This window comes from Streptomyces sp. NPDC054842 (genome assembly GCF_053611025.1).
In genome coordinates, this window is record NZ_JBSGZN010000065.1 from 1 (window position 1) to 14,736 (window position 14,736).

General features: G+C 68.3%; 18 protein-coding genes. 11 read left to right on the forward strand and 7 right to left on the reverse strand.

Annotated features, from left to right (window positions below):
* Positions 1 to 142: 142 nt before the first annotated feature.
* The gene (locus ACWGIS_RS33095) at positions 143 to 1,117 is read right to left on the reverse strand and encodes a tyrosine-type recombinase/integrase (RefSeq protein WP_095710561.1); all 975 of its coding nucleotides are present in this window, start codon (positions 1,115 to 1,117) and stop codon (positions 143 to 145) included.
* 169 nt (positions 1,118 to 1,286) lie between these two features.
* Entirely contained in the window at positions 1,287 to 1,871 is a 585-nt protein-coding gene (locus ACWGIS_RS33100) for a hypothetical protein (RefSeq protein ID WP_453366195.1), read from the reverse strand.
* Between the two features lie 237 nt (positions 1,872 to 2,108).
* Here ACWGIS_RS33100 and ACWGIS_RS33105 point away from each other — a divergent pair, with 237 nt between their 5' ends.
* The 4 genes from ACWGIS_RS33105 to ACWGIS_RS33120 all read left to right on the forward strand — a co-directional run bounded on the left by ACWGIS_RS33105 (position 2,109) and on the right by ACWGIS_RS33120 (position 4,506).
* Positions 2,109 to 2,792 (forward strand): hypothetical protein, encoded by a 684-nt coding sequence (locus ACWGIS_RS33105; protein WP_453366196.1) that lies wholly within the window; start codon positions 2,109 to 2,111, stop codon positions 2,790 to 2,792.
* Between the two features lie 183 nt (positions 2,793 to 2,975).
* On the forward strand, positions 2,976 to 3,803 hold the full coding sequence (locus ACWGIS_RS33110; RefSeq protein ID WP_453366197.1) for a ParA family protein: 828 nt from the start codon (positions 2,976 to 2,978) through the stop codon (positions 3,801 to 3,803).
* A complete protein-coding gene (locus ACWGIS_RS33115; protein WP_453366198.1) occupies positions 3,803 to 4,252 on the forward strand; it encodes a hypothetical protein in 450 nt (149 codons plus the stop codon). The genes ACWGIS_RS33110 and ACWGIS_RS33115 overlap by 1 nt, the downstream gene beginning before the upstream one ends.
* 32 nt (positions 4,253 to 4,284) lie before the next feature.
* Positions 4,285 to 4,506: a DUF6372 family protein gene (locus ACWGIS_RS33120; protein ID WP_453366236.1), complete on the forward strand. Its 222-nt coding sequence runs from the start codon at positions 4,285 to 4,287 to the stop codon at positions 4,504 to 4,506.
* Positions 4,507 to 4,724: 218 nt separating this feature from the next.
* Here ACWGIS_RS33120 and ACWGIS_RS33125 read toward each other — a convergent pair whose 3' ends face one another.
* Positions 4,725 to 5,237, reverse strand: coding sequence for a hypothetical protein (locus tag ACWGIS_RS33125; RefSeq protein ID WP_453366199.1), 513 nt, complete (start codon positions 5,235 to 5,237; stop codon positions 4,725 to 4,727).
* Positions 5,238 to 5,313: 76 nt separating this feature from the next.
* On the opposite strand from ACWGIS_RS33125, the gene ACWGIS_RS33130 reads away from it, so the two are divergent.
* Both ACWGIS_RS33130 and ACWGIS_RS33135 read left to right on the forward strand, forming a co-directional pair.
* A complete protein-coding gene (locus tag ACWGIS_RS33130) occupies positions 5,314 to 6,552 on the forward strand; it encodes a helix-turn-helix domain-containing protein (protein ID WP_453366200.1) in 1,239 nt (412 codons plus the stop codon).
* Positions 6,549 to 7,088, forward strand: coding sequence for a flavoprotein (locus ACWGIS_RS33135; protein WP_453366201.1), 540 nt, complete (start codon positions 6,549 to 6,551; stop codon positions 7,086 to 7,088). The genes ACWGIS_RS33130 and ACWGIS_RS33135 overlap by 4 nt, the downstream gene beginning before the upstream one ends.
* Positions 7,089 to 7,510: 422 nt before the next feature.
* Here the strand turns inward: ACWGIS_RS33135 and ACWGIS_RS33140 are convergent, their stop codons facing one another.
* The 4 genes from ACWGIS_RS33140 to ACWGIS_RS33155 form a co-directional block, all read right to left on the reverse strand.
* A complete protein-coding gene (locus ACWGIS_RS33140) occupies positions 7,511 to 8,839 on the reverse strand; it encodes a DNA primase family protein (RefSeq protein WP_453366202.1) in 1,329 nt (442 codons plus the stop codon).
* A 346-nt stretch (positions 8,840 to 9,185) separates the two neighbouring features.
* The gene (locus tag ACWGIS_RS33145; protein ID WP_453366203.1) at positions 9,186 to 10,199 is read right to left on the reverse strand and encodes a bifunctional DNA primase/polymerase; all 1,014 of its coding nucleotides are present in this window, start codon (positions 10,197 to 10,199) and stop codon (positions 9,186 to 9,188) included.
* Between the two features lie 188 nt (positions 10,200 to 10,387).
* Positions 10,388 to 11,059 (reverse strand): AAA family ATPase, encoded by a 672-nt coding sequence (locus ACWGIS_RS33150; RefSeq protein WP_453366237.1) that lies wholly within the window; start codon positions 11,057 to 11,059, stop codon positions 10,388 to 10,390.
* 5 nt (positions 11,060 to 11,064) lie between these two features.
* Entirely contained in the window at positions 11,065 to 11,799 is a 735-nt protein-coding gene (locus ACWGIS_RS33155; RefSeq protein ID WP_453366204.1) for a GntR family transcriptional regulator, read from the reverse strand.
* 289 nt (positions 11,800 to 12,088) lie between these two features.
* Between ACWGIS_RS33155 and ACWGIS_RS33160 the strand changes: the two genes are divergently transcribed.
* From ACWGIS_RS33160 to ACWGIS_RS33180, 5 genes are read left to right on the forward strand one after another with little or no spacing between them, the layout of a single operon-like run.
* Positions 12,089 to 12,370 (forward strand): hypothetical protein, encoded by a 282-nt coding sequence (locus ACWGIS_RS33160; RefSeq protein ID WP_453366205.1) that lies wholly within the window; start codon positions 12,089 to 12,091, stop codon positions 12,368 to 12,370.
* The gene (locus ACWGIS_RS33165) at positions 12,367 to 12,651 is read left to right on the forward strand and encodes a hypothetical protein (RefSeq protein ID WP_453366206.1); all 285 of its coding nucleotides are present in this window, start codon (positions 12,367 to 12,369) and stop codon (positions 12,649 to 12,651) included. Before ACWGIS_RS33160 ends, ACWGIS_RS33165 begins: the two co-directional genes overlap by 4 nt.
* Positions 12,651 to 12,881 carry a hypothetical protein gene (locus ACWGIS_RS33170; protein ID WP_453366207.1) on the forward strand — a complete coding sequence of 77 codons (231 nt, stop codon included), beginning with the start codon at positions 12,651 to 12,653 and terminating at the stop codon, positions 12,879 to 12,881. Before ACWGIS_RS33165 ends, ACWGIS_RS33170 begins: the two co-directional genes overlap by 1 nt.
* Positions 12,878 to 14,302, forward strand: a complete 1,425-nt coding sequence (locus ACWGIS_RS33175; protein ID WP_453366208.1) for a DUF2637 domain-containing protein — start codon at positions 12,878 to 12,880, stop codon at positions 14,300 to 14,302. Before ACWGIS_RS33170 ends, ACWGIS_RS33175 begins: the two co-directional genes overlap by 4 nt.
* 3 nt (positions 14,303 to 14,305) lie before the next feature.
* A complete protein-coding gene (locus ACWGIS_RS33180; protein WP_453366209.1) occupies positions 14,306 to 14,680 on the forward strand; it encodes a DUF7739 domain-containing protein in 375 nt (124 codons plus the stop codon).
* Positions 14,681 to 14,736 lie beyond the last annotated feature (56 nt).

Genomic DNA, 14,736 nt, shown 5'->3' on the forward strand with positions numbered 1-14,736 from the left:
AAAAAAGCCTTCGCGCGCACCCAACCAGGGTCGCCGAAGGCCGACTCGTGGATTATAGCAAGTGCCCCAGTCCCACCACGACCCGCATCGGACGGGGGAGACGCGGACGTGGATACGCACCGGTCTCGGCAGCACCGCACATTCACCGACGGCTGTCGCCAGGTGCGAGCAGACTGGTCAACTCCGAGATCGCCTCGGGGGACGGCTTGAAGTAGCGGCGGACGTTCTCCGGCTTCTTGTGCCTCGACTTCGCCATCAGCATCAGCAGGGAGGCACCCTGCTCGCCCAGGTGGGTCAGGGCGGAATGACGGTACTCGTGCATGTCCCAGCCTGTCCCCGGCCCACGCACGGCGGTGTGCTCGTCGAGCAGGGCGCGGGCCTGGCCGTAGGAGAGGCGGGCCAGACCGGTTTCCGGGCACACGTCGCGCGGGCTGACCACCTTCCCCGGGCCTGGGCGACGATGGGTGACGAACACCGGCCCCCGGACACGGCCGCGCAGCAGACGGGGCAGGAGACGGGCGGTTCCGGCGTCCCAGTAGACGGTCTCCAACACGAAGTCCTCGCGCGCCTGACCGCGGCGGCGGGCCTTGCTGCGGGCGCCCTTGGCCTTCACCGGGCAGCGGCGGGCGGCGAGGTCCAGGTCCTCGATGTTCACGCCGAGGATCTCCTCCGCGCGGGCGGCGGTCTCGTAGAGCATCCGCCACAGCGTCTTCTCCCGCAGGTGGACATCGCGGCGGGCGATGAGTCGGTCCACGGCCATCTTCGATCGGGCCGGGGTCTCGGAGTCCGGCACCGCCAGCCGCTTCGTCCAAGCCGGGACCGCCGGGCCGTCGTAGCCGTACGACTCGCACCAGCCCAGCCAGGACAGCACCGCCGCCCGGCGGGCGTTCCAGGTGTTGACCGCCGCAGTGCCCCACAGCAGTTCCAGGGCCTCGCCGATCTCGTCGTCCGCGACCGACCCCAGCGGGCGGGCCTCCCCGATCCGCTGGGCGGTCTTGCCGACGCCGACTCCGTAGCTGCGGACCGTGTTCGGATTGCGCAGCGAGTCGAGGAAGGCGTCCGCCGCCGCGCGGACGGTCAACGCCTTCCCGGCCGGCAGTTGCACCACGGTGGGCACCGCTTCCCCCTTGCCACGGATAACAGGGCCGCTTCACGTACGGCCCGGAGAACGTCACCGCAGGTGACGAACCAAGCTCCCGCAGATAATAGGGCGTTATCCGTGGGACAACTTCACACCCGTCACGCGACCGACATCCCGTCAGCCGCCGACCAGGGACGACGAGGGCTTAGCGCCGGTTTTCGTTCCGATGTTCCTCGCCCCCCGCATCGAGGTGGTCGACGACGGCGGTGCGCTGAGAGCTGCCGTGCTGTCCGGCCTCTGCGGCGTAGAGGACGCGGCCGTCCTGGAGGGTGACGACGGCGACAGTCGCCGGGCCCATCGGGCCGGGGGCCTCGGGTACGTCGGCGACGACCAGGAGCACGGCGTCCTCGTCGGCGAGGAGCTGCCGGGCGTGCTGCTGCGCGCGGTCGTGGATCGTGTAGGCCGCCACGGCGTAGCTGCACGGTTCGCACCACCGGCCGCGTCCCAGCGGATAGTCGCGGCGTACGCCGCAGCGCCGGCACTCGTGCTGCAGGGCGCGGGCGCGGTCGAGGACAGCGCGTTGCGCGAGCGAGCAGGTCCTCTTCGGCACCGCCTTGTCCGCCTCGTACAGCGGGGCGTAGCAGTTGCCGTGGTAGAGGACCTGGCCGACCGGTGCGGAGCCGGGCTTGAAGCCTTGCCGGGCGAGATCGGTCTTGGTGAACAGCCCCTCGGGGACGTCACCCCACCAGGTGTAGCGGGTGACGTCGGGGAGCGCGGGAACGTACGACACTGCGGCCTCCTTGGCGCGGCTTGCTTGGCTCGAAGATAAGGGCACGTATGGACTCCTGCAACAACCCTAAAACGTGGGTTGACCTGCGCGTTTAGGAACGGGAAATCTAGCTTGTTTGATCAGTTTTTCGCTTGCGAGAATGCTAGCTAATTCGGCAGCGGGAAGGAATGCCGCGCGTGCGTGGGAACGCCGCCAGAAGCGTCTCGCCGGACGGGATATCTAGCTAGACTCCGCGCCATGTCGCACATTCCCTTCGTGATCGCGCTGGAGGAAGCCGACCTCATCGCCTTGAACGAGGTGGTCAAGACCGGCTTGGACGCCGAGGAGAAGTGGCTGGAGAAGCGGCGCGAGGACATGGGGCTGCGGTTCCTTCGGGGCAAGGCCGCCCGGGAGGTCCGCAAGCTGATCCGCACGGAGTTCGCCGCGATGCGCGCGAAGGGCAAGCTGGCCGGCACCAAGGAGCTTGTCGTCGCGAGGGCGGTACGCGAGGAGCTCAAGCGCCGGAAAATGAGCGGCACCTACGAGCCGGTGCCCGCCGACGAGATGCGCGCGCCGGGCAGGCCGGTGGGGACCGGGCCGCGCCACTACGGCAAGAGCCGATTCGACAAGACGACCCTGACCCACCGGATGTACGTGAAGCTCCCCAGCGACCTGGGAGAACAGCTCGTGCGCGCCTGCTACTGGGAGTCGGAGCCCGCGGTGAAGGCCCTCATCGAGTGGCAGGATCTGTGGGGGGACGGACCTGTGGTCATCATGCGCGAGGCGGAGCGCCGGGGCGCGGTCACCATGCTCGACCTGTTCTGTGCCGCCTTCGCGCCCCGCCCGAGCGCCGACGCGATCCTGGAGAAGGCCACTCTGCAGGAGCAGATTGTAACGACCGGCGACGTCGTCCGCAGCGCCGTCAAGCGCGCTATCCGCTGAAGGATCCTGGGCCGTTTCACTAGGGAGAAGGCGGACTATCTAGCTAGATATTATGCGGAGACTACCAGCGGCAATGCTGCCTTTTCCGCTTGCGGTATCACTCGCCGCATTGCATGCGGGTTGGCTTGCGAGAGTCCAGCCGAATCGGCAGGCTTCGCTTACCTGAACAGGAAGGAGGACCCAGTGGCCGAACCGGATATCGTCTCGCAGGTCAGCGAGAAGGGTGGGGTCGGAAAGACGAGCCTGACATCGGGCTTGATCGCTGTCGCTGCCGAGATGGGCCTGCGGGTCGCCGGCGTCGACCTGGACCCGCGTGCCACGCTCACCGACGAGATGGGAGTCACCGCACCCAAGAAGACGGTGAACGACATCTACTTCGTCGATCCCGAGAAGCCCCCGCGCGACCCTGCGCAGATCGCCGTCGAGACGCTGACCCGGGCGGGCAAGCACTGGCCGTCCAACTCCTGGGTCCTGCCTGGCGTCCGCCAGCTCGCCAACCGGGAAAACGACGGAACGACAGGCATGGAGTACCGGCTGAAGCGGGCTCTGTGGGGCCTGCGCGAGATGGTGGACGTGTTCTTCATCGACGTCCCTCCCCGGCCGGGCGGGAAGCTCGTCGGCTCTGCCCTCATCGCCTCTCAGAAGGTCGTGCTGCCCGCGACCCTCAAGAAGGACGGGTACCTCGGTGTCCGTGAAGCCCTGAGCACCATCGAGCACGTCACCAATCCGGGCGGTGTGAACGAGGGTCTGCAGGTCTGCGGAATCGTGCGCAGCATCGTGCCAACCGGCAAGAAGTACACGGGCGTGCACCAGCTCTGGGAGAAGCGCCTGGAGGAGCGCTACAGCGGCCTCCTGCTGTCGACCAGGTTGAACGACTACGCCGTGCGCGAAGTCTGCAGGACCGGGTCCATGCCCATCACCAAAGCCCCCGGGCGCGAGGCCAAGTACCTGGTGGGCGCATACCGCGAAGTCCTCGACCACACCCTGCCGGACCTGAAGGAGAAGCTCTGATGCCGTCGTTCCTGGACCAGGCCGCGGAGTCCGACAAGGAGATCCGTCAGACCCAGGAGAAGGACCCTGCCGACATGTCCGGCTCGAAAGAGCCGGACTGGGACAACCCCGCAAGCTGGAATGGTGACAGCGGCAACGCCAGCAATCCCGCCAGCGGAAACGTTGGCGTCAAAGCCGACGAGAAAGAGCACGAGGAGCCACGGGCTCCTAAGCGCAAGGCTGCCCCTACCCGCACCCCGACGCTTCGCCGGGGCCGGCCGAAGGGCCCCGATCGCAAGCCGCTCAGCACACGGATCCTCCCGGAGCTTGATCGGATGCTGACCAAGGCCGTCGAGGACACCGGGAAGAACCCGCAGACCATCGTCGAAGAGGCACTGACCGCGTACTTCCGGCGGCTGAAGATCGAGGACCCGGGCAAGGTCCCCGCCGAGGGGCCGGGCGCCGCGTGACCAACCCGCCGGTCCTCACGGTGTCGTTGCCGGTGCTGCTCGAATGGCAGCAGCATCGGCCGGGCGGCTGTCGCTGCCTGTGCGCGATCTTTCATCACGCACCGGGGGCCACCGGGTGCGCCGCGGCTGCGGAGCCCGGTCTGTTGATCCGGGTCGAGACTGCCGAGGAGTCACGGGGGCCTCTGCCGGTGTGCAGTCCCTGCTACACCGCGCTGGCTCATCCTCGGACCGGGCCGCCTGAACCACCCTGGTGACAGCATCACCGGCATTCCCGCCCGCTTTCCCGCCAGCAGGAAAGCGGGCATTTTCATCTTCGATACCCGCCCAGACACCGGCTTTGACCTGCGTAGATACGTAATATCTAGCTAGATATTACGCGGTGTCACCGTGGCCCCCGGCGGCGACTGTGGAGGCGCCGGGGGCCACGATCCGTCTCCCGGGCCTACAGGGGGGAGGCACCGGGCGGCGGGGTTCAGGTGGGCACGATCGGCGCGTCGACGGCGGTGAGCGCGTCGCGCAGGTCGGCGGGACAGATCGTCACCGGGACGTTGCCCAGGCTGGGCTGGCCGTCGGCCTTAACCCAGATGTAGTGGGTGCCTGCCGCCGTTTCCGGCCGGCTGAGCCAGGCCGCGGCAAGTGAGCCATCAGCGCCAGGCTGCGGGACCAGCAGCCAGGCGTCGGAGAGGATCCGTACGCCCTGGGTCTGATCCCAGTCGGGCGCGGTGCCGCCCTCGGTCAGGACGATCAGCTCCTGGCGGATGTAGTCGGCGAGCACTGAGTACCCGTCCTCGACCGGTAGCCCGAGTTCATCGAGGGCGGCGAGGCCACGCTGCAGCGGAGCGATGACGACCGCCTCCCGGCCGCCGCCGCACTGCACGAGCCGGGTGGATCCCGGGCCTGCATTGCGCAGGTCGTTGAAGGTCGGGGTACCGGGGTCAAGCAGGCCACCCCACGTTGGGGTGACGGGCTTCTTGGACTTGGCCATAGCCGCAAGCTAGATGCGGTAGACCGAAGGCAGACCACAGGAATCCTGTGGGTTGTGGCTCCGGTCGGAGATGACCATGAACAGCTTCCAGTTCGGCAGGCGGATCTCGTACTGGCGTGGGCGCCGGAAGATGACCCGGGCTCACTTCGCGTCGCTGATGGGCAAGTCGGTTCGGTGGGTCGAAGAGGTTGAGGCCGGGCGCGTGCAGCGCGATCCCCAGTTTTCGGTGATGCTGCTCGCCGCCTCCAAGCTGGGCATCACCCTGGAACGGCTCCTCGACGACCAGGCCGTGGCCTGTGCGGGGCAGAGCGAACTCGACGCGGTACGCAGCGCGTTGCACCGGCACGACGTGATCACGGGGGCCTGCGGCGGCGCCGATGATGAGCCCGTGCCGATCGCGCTGTTGGACCGGATGCTCGTGCACGCCCGTAGCGGCTTCCAGGCTGGGCATTTCGCGCAACTCGGCGCCTCCATTCCTGACTTGCTCATCGACGCCTCACAGGCCGCGCGCCATCACAGCGGCGACGAGCGACTCCAGGCGTTCCGGCTGTTGTCTCTCTCGTTGGAGCTGACCGAGGCCGCGCTGATCAAGTGGGGTGACACCGAGACCGCCGTGCTGGCCGGCCACCGGGCCGTCGCGGCCGCCGAGCGGTCGGAGGATCCCGTCATCAAAGCGTCCGCCGCCCGGCATCTGGCGGACGCGATGACCAACCACGGCCAGGCCGCCGACGCCGTCGCGTTCGTCACCGCCGCCGCCGACCACCTCCAGGTCGAGCTCCGTCAGCGCGGCCCGGACGGGCTGAGCGTGCTCGGAATGCTCTACCTCAAGGCGGCGATGGCCCAGGCCGCGGCCGCCGAGGCGGACGACCGCAACAGTGCTGCGCTTGCTCGCCGGGTGCCCGATCACCTCGACGAGGCCGCAGATCTCGCCGGGCACCTCGGCGGCGATCAGAACCGACTGTGGACGTCGTTCGGCCCGACCAACGTGGCCCTGTACCGGGTAGGCGCGCACGTGCAGCTCAGCGAGGGGGCCGATGCCGTCGCGGTCGCTGCTGGCATCCCGGCGCCGGCCCTGTCCACCCTCCCGCCCGAGCGGCGGGCTCATCTGCTCGCCGACAAGGCCATCGGGGAGAAGCAGGCCGGGCTCACGACGGACGCCGTCGACACTCTCCTGGAGGCCGAGCGCCTGGCGCCGGAAGAGGTTCAGTGCCGCCCTCGCACCCGAGACCTGGTCGAGGACCTGCGTCTCCTCGGCACCGGTAGCGCCGAAGGACGCTTGCGGGCGCTTGCTGATCGCTGTGGACTGCCCGGGTGACCAAGACCCTTTACGTAATCGCCTGCGCCGCCCCGCCCGCTCGTCGCCTCCACATCCCCATCGCCTCTGCCCAGAAGGCTGGTTGGGACGTATGCGCAGTCCTCACTCCGTCCGCGTACCGGTGGGCGCGTGAGGACACCGAGCGCGGCGTCGAGGACCTGGAGGAGCTGACTGGGCATCCTGTCCGCTGGCAGTACAAGCTCCCCAGCCAACCCGATGCTCTCCCCAGCCCCGACGCAATGCTGGTTGCTCCCCTGACCAGTAACACCGCGACGAAGTGGGCGGCCGGGATCTCAGACACCCTCGCTCTCGGACTGATCACCGAGGCCATCGGGATGGGCACGCCGCTCGTCGCTCTCCCCCACTGGAACGACGCTCAGGGCCGCCACCCTGCGGTCGGGCGCAGCGTCCAGGAATTGCGCAACGCCGGGGTGAAGGTACTTCTCGGTGAGCCTGGGTTCGTTCCACACCGACCACGCCACGGAGACCTCGACGCATATCCCTGGGATGCCGCACTCGAAGCCCTGCCTCTCTGATCCTCACCGCAGGGGCGCCATGGCCCCTCAGACACCGTGAGCCGCCCTCTGACCCCGTGAGGGCGGCTCAGCGCGCTCTGGGCCCCTCACATCCCCGCACAGAGCCTCAGCGACCCCCTGCGGCCCATCCGTGGCATTCGCTGAAGAGAGCCACCCAAAGGCGGGCGACGGGGCGGGGCCGACGGCGCGTACCCGACTCACCCTGAGACCCCGATTTTGGTTGCCAAGCGCAACTAGTGTGCAGGGTTGTGAGGGGTTTTCCGAAACTCTCCATGCACGCACCCATGGGGGATTATCGGGAAACCCCTCACAACCCTACATTTTCGCAGGTCAGCGCGTTTTTAGGTGCTACACGAAACCGCCCTGCACGGGGTCCCGTGCAGGGCGGTTCTGGTGCTGGAGTGCAGGGCGGTTCTGGTGCTCTACTCGCCGTCGTCGGAGTCGTCGCCCGCGAGCATCAGCCCGCGGTAGACGTAGCCCGCGCCGGTGCGCTTCTTCTCCCACCCCCGGGCCGTCATCGATTTGGCGAACTCGACCTCACTGCAGGCTTGCTCGCCGCTCGCGTGGCACCAGCTGGTCCATGCGTTGAACAGCTCGCGCGCGGATACGACTGCGTGCGGTGACGCGATGGTGCGCTCGTCGACGAACCTGCCGAGGACGTCGCTGGACGCCTGGTACTCCTGGGTCTTGATGCGGACGATCTCCGGTGGCGCGAGCCCCTTCTCCATGTACTCGTGCCAGCCCTCGTATGCCCACTCCAGGACTGCGGGAGCGGCCTTCTTCAGCCGGTCGGGCAGTCCGCCGTCGCGCTCCTCCTCCGGGATCACCACGTCGAACGGGACCACCAGGATGCGCCGCCACACGGCCGGATCGTCGCCGGAGACGAGCGGCAGGTGGTTCGTCAGCATGATGAGGGTGTGCGACGGGTCGAAGGTGATCGGGTTCTTGTGCATGAGGTTCGCCTCGATCGGGTCACCACCGACCAGACGTTTCATGGTGGCCTCGGCGAACCGCTTGCCCTTCTCCGTCTCGGAGCAGAACGTCAGCCGGGCGCCCCGCAGCCGCATCTTGAAGGCGCCGTGCCGTTCGTGCTTCGACTCCATGAGGATCGCCGGGTCCACCTCGATCGCGTAGTCCCCGAAGGCCGCCATCAGGGCGTCGCGCAGCGTGCCCTTACCGTTTGCGCCGGTGCCGGTGAAGATCGGCATGACGTGCTCGGTGACCTTCCCGAGCATCGCGTACCCGAACAGGCGCTGGACGAAGGCCCGTACCTCAGCGTCCGGGAGGATGCGTTCGAGGAACTGTTCCCACTCCTGGGCGCCAGCGACCTCACCGTCCTCCTCCTCTGGCATCGCGGCACCCGCGACCTTGGTGATCAGGTCCTCGCGCGCACACGGGTCGACGGTGCCCTCAGTGAGGTGGACCGTGCCCTCCGGGGTGTTGAACTTGAACGGGTCCGCGTCCAGGGCCTTGGAGGCCGTGGTGATCGGCTTCAAGGACGAAGCAATCTTCAGCAGTCCCTCCAGGCCGGAGGCGGACTCGGATCTGCGGACGTCCTTGTACAGGTCGTCGCGCTCGTCACCGCTCATGTCCTCCAGGGCCTGCAGCGCTGACTTCACCGTCTGCACGGCGTACGCCATGTCGACGCGCTGCTCGTCGAGGAGCCAGCGGGCGCCGTCCCACTCGTGCCAGCCCAGGCCGTGGACGAACCGGAGCTTGTCGCCGTGCTCCTCGATGAACCGCTCAGCCATCCGCAACTGACCACGGTGCTGGATCGACTTCGAGGGCCGTGGGCGTCGAGGCCGGCGGGGGCGCTCGGTCGTTGTCGAGACAGCGGAGCCAGCCCACATGTCATCGTCGGGCGCGTTGTCGCGTGCTGCCGGGACACTCATGCGACACCACCGATCCGGCTGGTATTCCCGCCAGCGGAAAAGCTGGCAGTAACGCGCGACGTAATCGCGGTTGAGCAGGTAGAACCAGAACGCATTCGAGTCGTACTCCTCGGGTGCCTGGCCCCGGGACGCGCCAACGTCGCCGGGGCCTTCATCAGTGCCGAGGGGATGTGTACGTACTCGGAGGGGTTAACGTCCTGTCCTCTCATGCGGCACCGCCACGGTGGGCGGTCGGCATGTAGCGCGGGCGCTTCAGACCCGCGCGCATACCCGAGTCTCGGGTCTTGTCGATCTCGTGCGCGTACTCGGTGCCGAGCCCGGCCGCCGTCGCGGCCGCGGTCAGTTCCTCCTCAGCGACGGCCTGGTCCAGGAGGCCGGCGGCGACGAGCTGCCCCGCGCGGTACGCCGCCTTGTTGAGCCGGTCGTTGCGCCCAGAGTTCGGGGTCATCGACGCAAGCTCACTGCACTCGGAGCGCAGGATGCCGATCGCCCACCGCTCCTCGCGGGTGCCGCCGCTGCTCAGGGCCTGCAGTCGGGCCTCGATCTCAGCCCGACCCACACGCTCCCCCGCTTTGGGTGGCTCTGGCGATGTGGTGATCAGGGTCAGCAGCCAGTCCGGCAGTACCGCAGGCTCGGCGATGCCGTTCTCCAGGACATACGACTTGCCGCCGACAACGGAGCCGATCCCCACCACATAGCCACCGGCAGCGCGAGTGTCGATCTGCCAGCCGATGGTCCGAGCGGTGTTGCGGACTTGGAGATCGGCCGGGGCTCGGTAGATGAGGTGGCGCCCCCCGCTCGGGGTCCGCACGGTCATGGTCGCTGCGATCTCGGCACCGGGGATGCGCTCGACGAGCGCGGCGAACATGGTGCTGCCGTCGACGACCCCGGCCTCGGCGAACTCGGCGGGCGGGGGCGAGTCGTCTTCGTGAGGGATGTCGAGGTCGACCGCGATCAATCCGGAGGGACCGCAGGCGACGCCGATGTTGAAGGGCGCACGCGACCAGGTCCGCTCGATCAGCTCGGGGTCGCGCGTCGCGCGGGTCTCCCAGCTTGACCAGAGGGGTGCCTTGTCGCCGACGAGTAGCGGGTGGACGTACATGCCGCGTCCCGCGTAGTGCAACGCGGACGCGAGCAGTTGGGCCCGAAGAGTCCGGAATCCATCCGTATTGTGGCTCAGCGCATGTGGCGCTGGGCGGGAAAAGTCTCGTACTCTCATGAGAGAGCGGTCCCATCGCTCGAACTTCGCCGGGCTGGTAACCCGGCCTTGCAGTACCGCTTAGGCGCCCTGGCCGGGGCGCCTTTCGCGTTTACGGGGCCAATCCTGCCGCTTGATCGCCATATCGGGCAGCTCGTAAAGTCCGGTCTGCCAGATGAGTCCTGAAATGGGATCTTGCGGTTGTGGAGCTATGGAGTCCCTGGGCTGAGCACGACTCGTATGAGGGGGTCGAGGTCGCCGGTGTAGGTGAGGTGGGGTTCGTCTTCGCCGGGGCTTTCGAAGCGAGAACCGTGACGCCGCAGGTCGTCCTCGCTGAAGTACATGGCGTTGGGGTCGTCGTAGGTCTGCTGGTTGCGCTCCCTGATCCGCTCCCACAGTTCGTCATGGGTGGCGGGCAGGTAGACCAGGGTGACAGCGGCTCCCGCTTCCTCGCCGATTCGGCGCCATTCCTTGCGTTCGTTTGCCGTCCAGAAGCCGTGGTCCATGACGACGTCGCGGCCAGAGGCCAGGGCGTCACGGACCTCGGCTTCGAGCTGCTCAAGGATGGGGCGCTCCCGGATCCTGTACTGGCCTCTGGGGAAGTCGCGCCCGTAGTGGCCATGAGTGCGCCAGACCTGTTCGTCCGGGCTGACTCGAAGGAAGCCGTGGGCTTCAAGGTGTCGGGCGAGTTGGGTTTTGCCGGAGCCGGGTAGGCCGGCCATGAGGATGAGCTGGGTTATGGGACCCCGGCCCGCGAGCGTTCGCATGATCCGAGTGATCTCCGTCTTTCCGCTTGGAGGTAGTGAGCCGAGACGTTGAGCAGCGAGAAGGCTGTCGAGATGGTCTTCGGCGACATGGACCAGGGTGTCGTCGAGGAGCATGGGAATCACCGGGCTGACTCCTCCTTCGTCCAGCGGCGACCGGGGCCTCCCACGTCGACGCCGAACTCGATGGTCATGCCGCTGCTGTCGATGACTCGGACGGTCATGACGATGACGGCAGCTTGGGTGTCCTCGGGGATCTCAAGGAGCCTGGCATCGGCCGGGGTTGTGAGCCGAGCCCACATGGAACTGAACCGCTGGGTGACGGGGCGTCCTGTATGGCGAGTGATTAGGTCGATGGAGGTGCCCCCGCTGAGGCGCTTGCCCATGAGGAGCTCGGGCAGCTCGTCGGAGAGGGCTGCGGGGATCCAGGAGGTGGAGTGGGAGATGACGGCGCCAGTGTCCTCCTCGCGGTACGTACGAGAGCGGCGGAGCACTGACTCGCCAGGGGTGATCTGAAGGGCCTCTGCTACGTCCTGCGGGGCCGCGACAAGTCCGGCCATGTGGGAGTCGGACCGTTCGCCCGCGCGCCAAGACGACCCAGTGAGCTTGCTGCGTTCCTCCCGCTCGGCAGCCGTCGCGAGCGTCCCACGCTCCCGGACGACGGTTCCATGGCCACGAGAAGAGATGACAAGACCGTCTGCCTCAAGAGCCTTGTAGGCGGCGTGAACTGTGGTTTTAGAGCCCTTGCCCGCTGCCGCCAGCTCCTCAATCTTGGGCAGGCGGTCGCCGGGTGAGTACTCGCCGCTGCGAATTTGCGCAGCGATCTCGTCCGCGAGCGCCTTCCACTTCGGTGGCATGTCCGGTGATCTCCTCCGTTGTCGACGGGACCCAGTGAACCATAGTCCCGGGATTGATTCACAGAGGGGCACACTCCCAGGATTATTGGGGCAGGAGTGATTGACAGGCTTCCGCAATCCTGGGAATGTCATTGCGGCAGGCAGCGCTAAGTGAGGAACTCTCACGAAGCGTCACGGCACAGCCATGTCTGAACCGCTATGGGCCCGATGAAAACGGCCCTCTCGGGAGATCTGCCAGGACCACCGAGAGAGCCGCTGGGGCCGTCCCAACGAGAGGAACACGACCCACATGAACACCATCGTTGCTGGTCAGAGGATCGTTACCGCCGCCGAGTTCGCCGAGGTCGCGATGGGCTTCGACCAGGCCGTGCAGGCGCCGGCCCCGAAGGTCTTCGTCCCGGGGCCGCAGGACCTGAAGGACTTCGCGGAGTTCGTCGAGGACCTCACCGACCCGGTCGGCTCGGAGCTCGACGAGGAGAACGTCCGGTACTACCGCAGCCTCACCAAGAACGTCGCGGCCCTGTCCAACCGCCGGGCCCGGGTCACCTTCCCGAAGGCGGTGGCCGCGTGATTACCGTCGACGCCCGCTTCGCCTTCGTGCTCTCCCTGCTGCCCCTGCTCCTCGGTCGCCTGCGCATGGTCGCGGCGCTGGCCGGTGGCGGGTGGCTGGTCGGGATCGAGCTGTCCCCCCTCTCCCGCATCGGCCTCCTCCTGGTCGCCGTCGCCGTCATCGCCGTCGACACCCTGCTGACCACCCACGCGACCTACGCGACCACGGCCCCGGCCGCGAGCGCGGGCGCGGGCGCGGGCGCCCGGCAGTCGGCCGGCACCCGGATGGGAGCGGCTGCCTGATGGCCACCACGATCTCCAAGACCACGGTCAAGACCCGCCGCCCGAGCCGCCTGACCCTGCGCGGCTGGATGACCCTGCGCGACCTGTTCGCCGCCATCTGCGGCACGTGGGCCGCGATCGGGGGCTGGCACGAGAGCCACAACGTCATCACCACGGCGACCCGCTTCGTCGCCGTGTTCGTCGGCTACCACCTCATCGCCGCGATCGCGAACTCCAAGGGGGCGAAGTGAGTTACCGCCAGGACATGCGCGAGGACCGCGCCGCCGAGCGCGAGCAGGACCGCCAGGACAAGAAGCTGAGGATCGAGGCGCAGCTCGAAGCGCAGCGCATCGCCGCCGCCGAGCAGCGTGAGGCTGACCGGCTCGCCGCCGAGCAGAAGCGCGAGGACGAGCGCCTGGCCGCTGAACAGAAGAGGCTCGATGAGGAGGCCGCCGCCGAGAAGGCCCGCCGGGACGCCGAGCTGAAGCGCCGCCAGCAGCTGCAGGACAAGCGGCAGCGCCAGGCAGAGAAGGAGCGTCGCACGGCGGCCCGCGCGGCGAAGCGCGCGAAGGTGCTGAGCTGGCTCAACGCGAACCCGGCGACCGTGTTCGTCGCGTACGTGATGGTCGCGGCCGTAGTGCCCGCCGTGCTCTCCCAGGTCGGCGCCCTCGCGGGCAACGGCGTGATGGGCGCCCTGGCCGTTCTGCTCGCCTCGATGCTGGAGGGCGGCGCCTGGGCGATCGTCTTCCTCGGCAAGGAGGCGGAGGCCAAGGGCCAGGAGACCTGGAAGTACCGGCTCGCTGGATGGCTGACCTCGGCGGTCGCCGCAGGAATCAACTTCTGGCACTGGTCAGAGATGGCCCCGCTGTGGGTGGCGTGCGTGTTCGGCGGCTCGTCGCTGTTCGCCTTCTTCATCTGGGACCTGAAGACCCATGGCTCCGAGGGCCCCACCCGCGAACAGCGCCGCGAGGCGAAGAAGCGCCGGCGCCACGACCGGAGGCGCCGCCGCCACCACCGCAAGGTCGCGAAGAAGGCGGACCGGCTGTGGTCGGCCGCACCGTACGGGACGCTCACCGAGGCCGACGCGTTCGCGGCGGCGTGGGAGATCGAGTACGGCACCGAGCCGGGCCTGACGCCGACGCTGTACGCGGCCGCCACCGCCGCCCGCCTCAAGGTCGGCGCAGCGTTCCGGGTCGCCGAGGAGTCCCGCCCCGACCTGATCCGTGCGGGCCTTCTTGCCGGACTCCACAACCCCCTCTCCAAGGGGCTGGCGGACGCCTCTCCGGTACTTGGTCCGCTCGTCTCGATTGGGGCCCGCAGTGGTGCCGCTGAGGGGCCTGGAGGCCAAGCGGGAATTGGGTCGTACGCCTCTGAGCGATCTTCCGGCGACAGCGGCAACGCTGACGAAAACGCCAGCGGAAATGGAAGCGAGAACGGCAGCGGGAACACCGGCCGGAAGGGTCGTACGGAACAGGAGCTGGAGGCCCTGCTCCCCCAGGCCCACAAGGTCGCCGTCGACCTCGTCGCCGAGGGCAAGCAGATCTCGGCGACGGCTCTCGCGAAGCGGATGAAGGTCCGGCGCGAGGACGGGATGTGGCTGCGGGACCGGGTCGTCGCCGAGCGCAAGCTCCGGCTGATCGACAGCGACGCCGACGAAGTGGTGGGGGCCTGAGCCATGAGCCGAAAGCCCGCCATCCACGACGCCGAGCCGCACGTGGTCACCTCGCACGGCGCCGACTTCTTCGGCCAGGACCGGCACCCGATCAAGGCACTCACCGGACTGGCCCCGTACGCGGAGAACTCGGTCTCCTACTTCGACCGCAAGACGATCGCCCCGCTCCTCGCGCTCCTGGAGGCGCCGGCCGACCGGACCTTCCCGGCCGCCGAAGCCGACCAGCTCGCCGGGCAGCTCCTCAAGGTCGCCCGCGCCCGGGGCACCAAGCCCGCCGTCGCCGCCCTCGCCCGTGCCCTCGCCGACGCCGCCGCCCGCGCCGCGGCCGCCGGTGAGGAGTGGACCTGGACGGTGGAGCGCTCCCCCGCAACTTCCTGATTGCACCCCCCGAAAGCGCGGGGACCGGCGCCTCCCTTCCACAGTCGCCGCCGGTC

What these genes read in the sequence shown, in the direction of transcription:
- ACWGIS_RS33105 (WP_453366196.1), top strand. Translation starts at nt 2,109, where the DNA reads ATGTCGCACATTCCCTTCGTGATCGCGCTGGAGGAAGCCGACCTCATC.
- ACWGIS_RS33115 (WP_453366198.1), top strand. Translation starts at nt 3,803, where the DNA reads ATGCCGTCGTTCCTGGACCAGGCCGCGGAGTCCGACAAGGAGATCCGT.
- ACWGIS_RS33125 (WP_453366199.1), bottom strand. Translation starts at nt 5,237, where the DNA reads ATGGCCAAGTCCAAGAAGCCCGTCACCCCAACGTGGGGTGGCCTGCTT.
- ACWGIS_RS33130 (WP_453366200.1), top strand. Translation starts at nt 5,314, where the DNA reads ATGAACAGCTTCCAGTTCGGCAGGCGGATCTCGTACTGGCGTGGGCGC.
- ACWGIS_RS33140 (WP_453366202.1), bottom strand. Translation starts at nt 8,839, where the DNA reads ATGGCTGAGCGGTTCATCGAGGAGCACGGCGACAAGCTCCGGTTCGTC.
- ACWGIS_RS33145 (WP_453366203.1), bottom strand. Translation starts at nt 10,199, where the DNA reads ATGAGAGTACGAGACTTTTCCCGCCCAGCGCCACATGCGCTGAGCCAC.
- ACWGIS_RS33150 (WP_453366237.1), bottom strand. Translation starts at nt 11,059, where the DNA reads ATGCTCCTCGACGACACCCTGGTCCATGTCGCCGAAGACCATCTCGAC.
- ACWGIS_RS33155 (WP_453366204.1), bottom strand. Translation starts at nt 11,799, where the DNA reads ATGCCACCGAAGTGGAAGGCGCTCGCGGACGAGATCGCTGCGCAAATT.
- ACWGIS_RS33160 (WP_453366205.1), top strand. Translation starts at nt 12,089, where the DNA reads ATGAACACCATCGTTGCTGGTCAGAGGATCGTTACCGCCGCCGAGTTC.
- ACWGIS_RS33170 (WP_453366207.1), top strand. Translation starts at nt 12,651, where the DNA reads ATGGCCACCACGATCTCCAAGACCACGGTCAAGACCCGCCGCCCGAGC.
- ACWGIS_RS33180 (WP_453366209.1), top strand. Translation starts at nt 14,306, where the DNA reads ATGAGCCGAAAGCCCGCCATCCACGACGCCGAGCCGCACGTGGTCACC.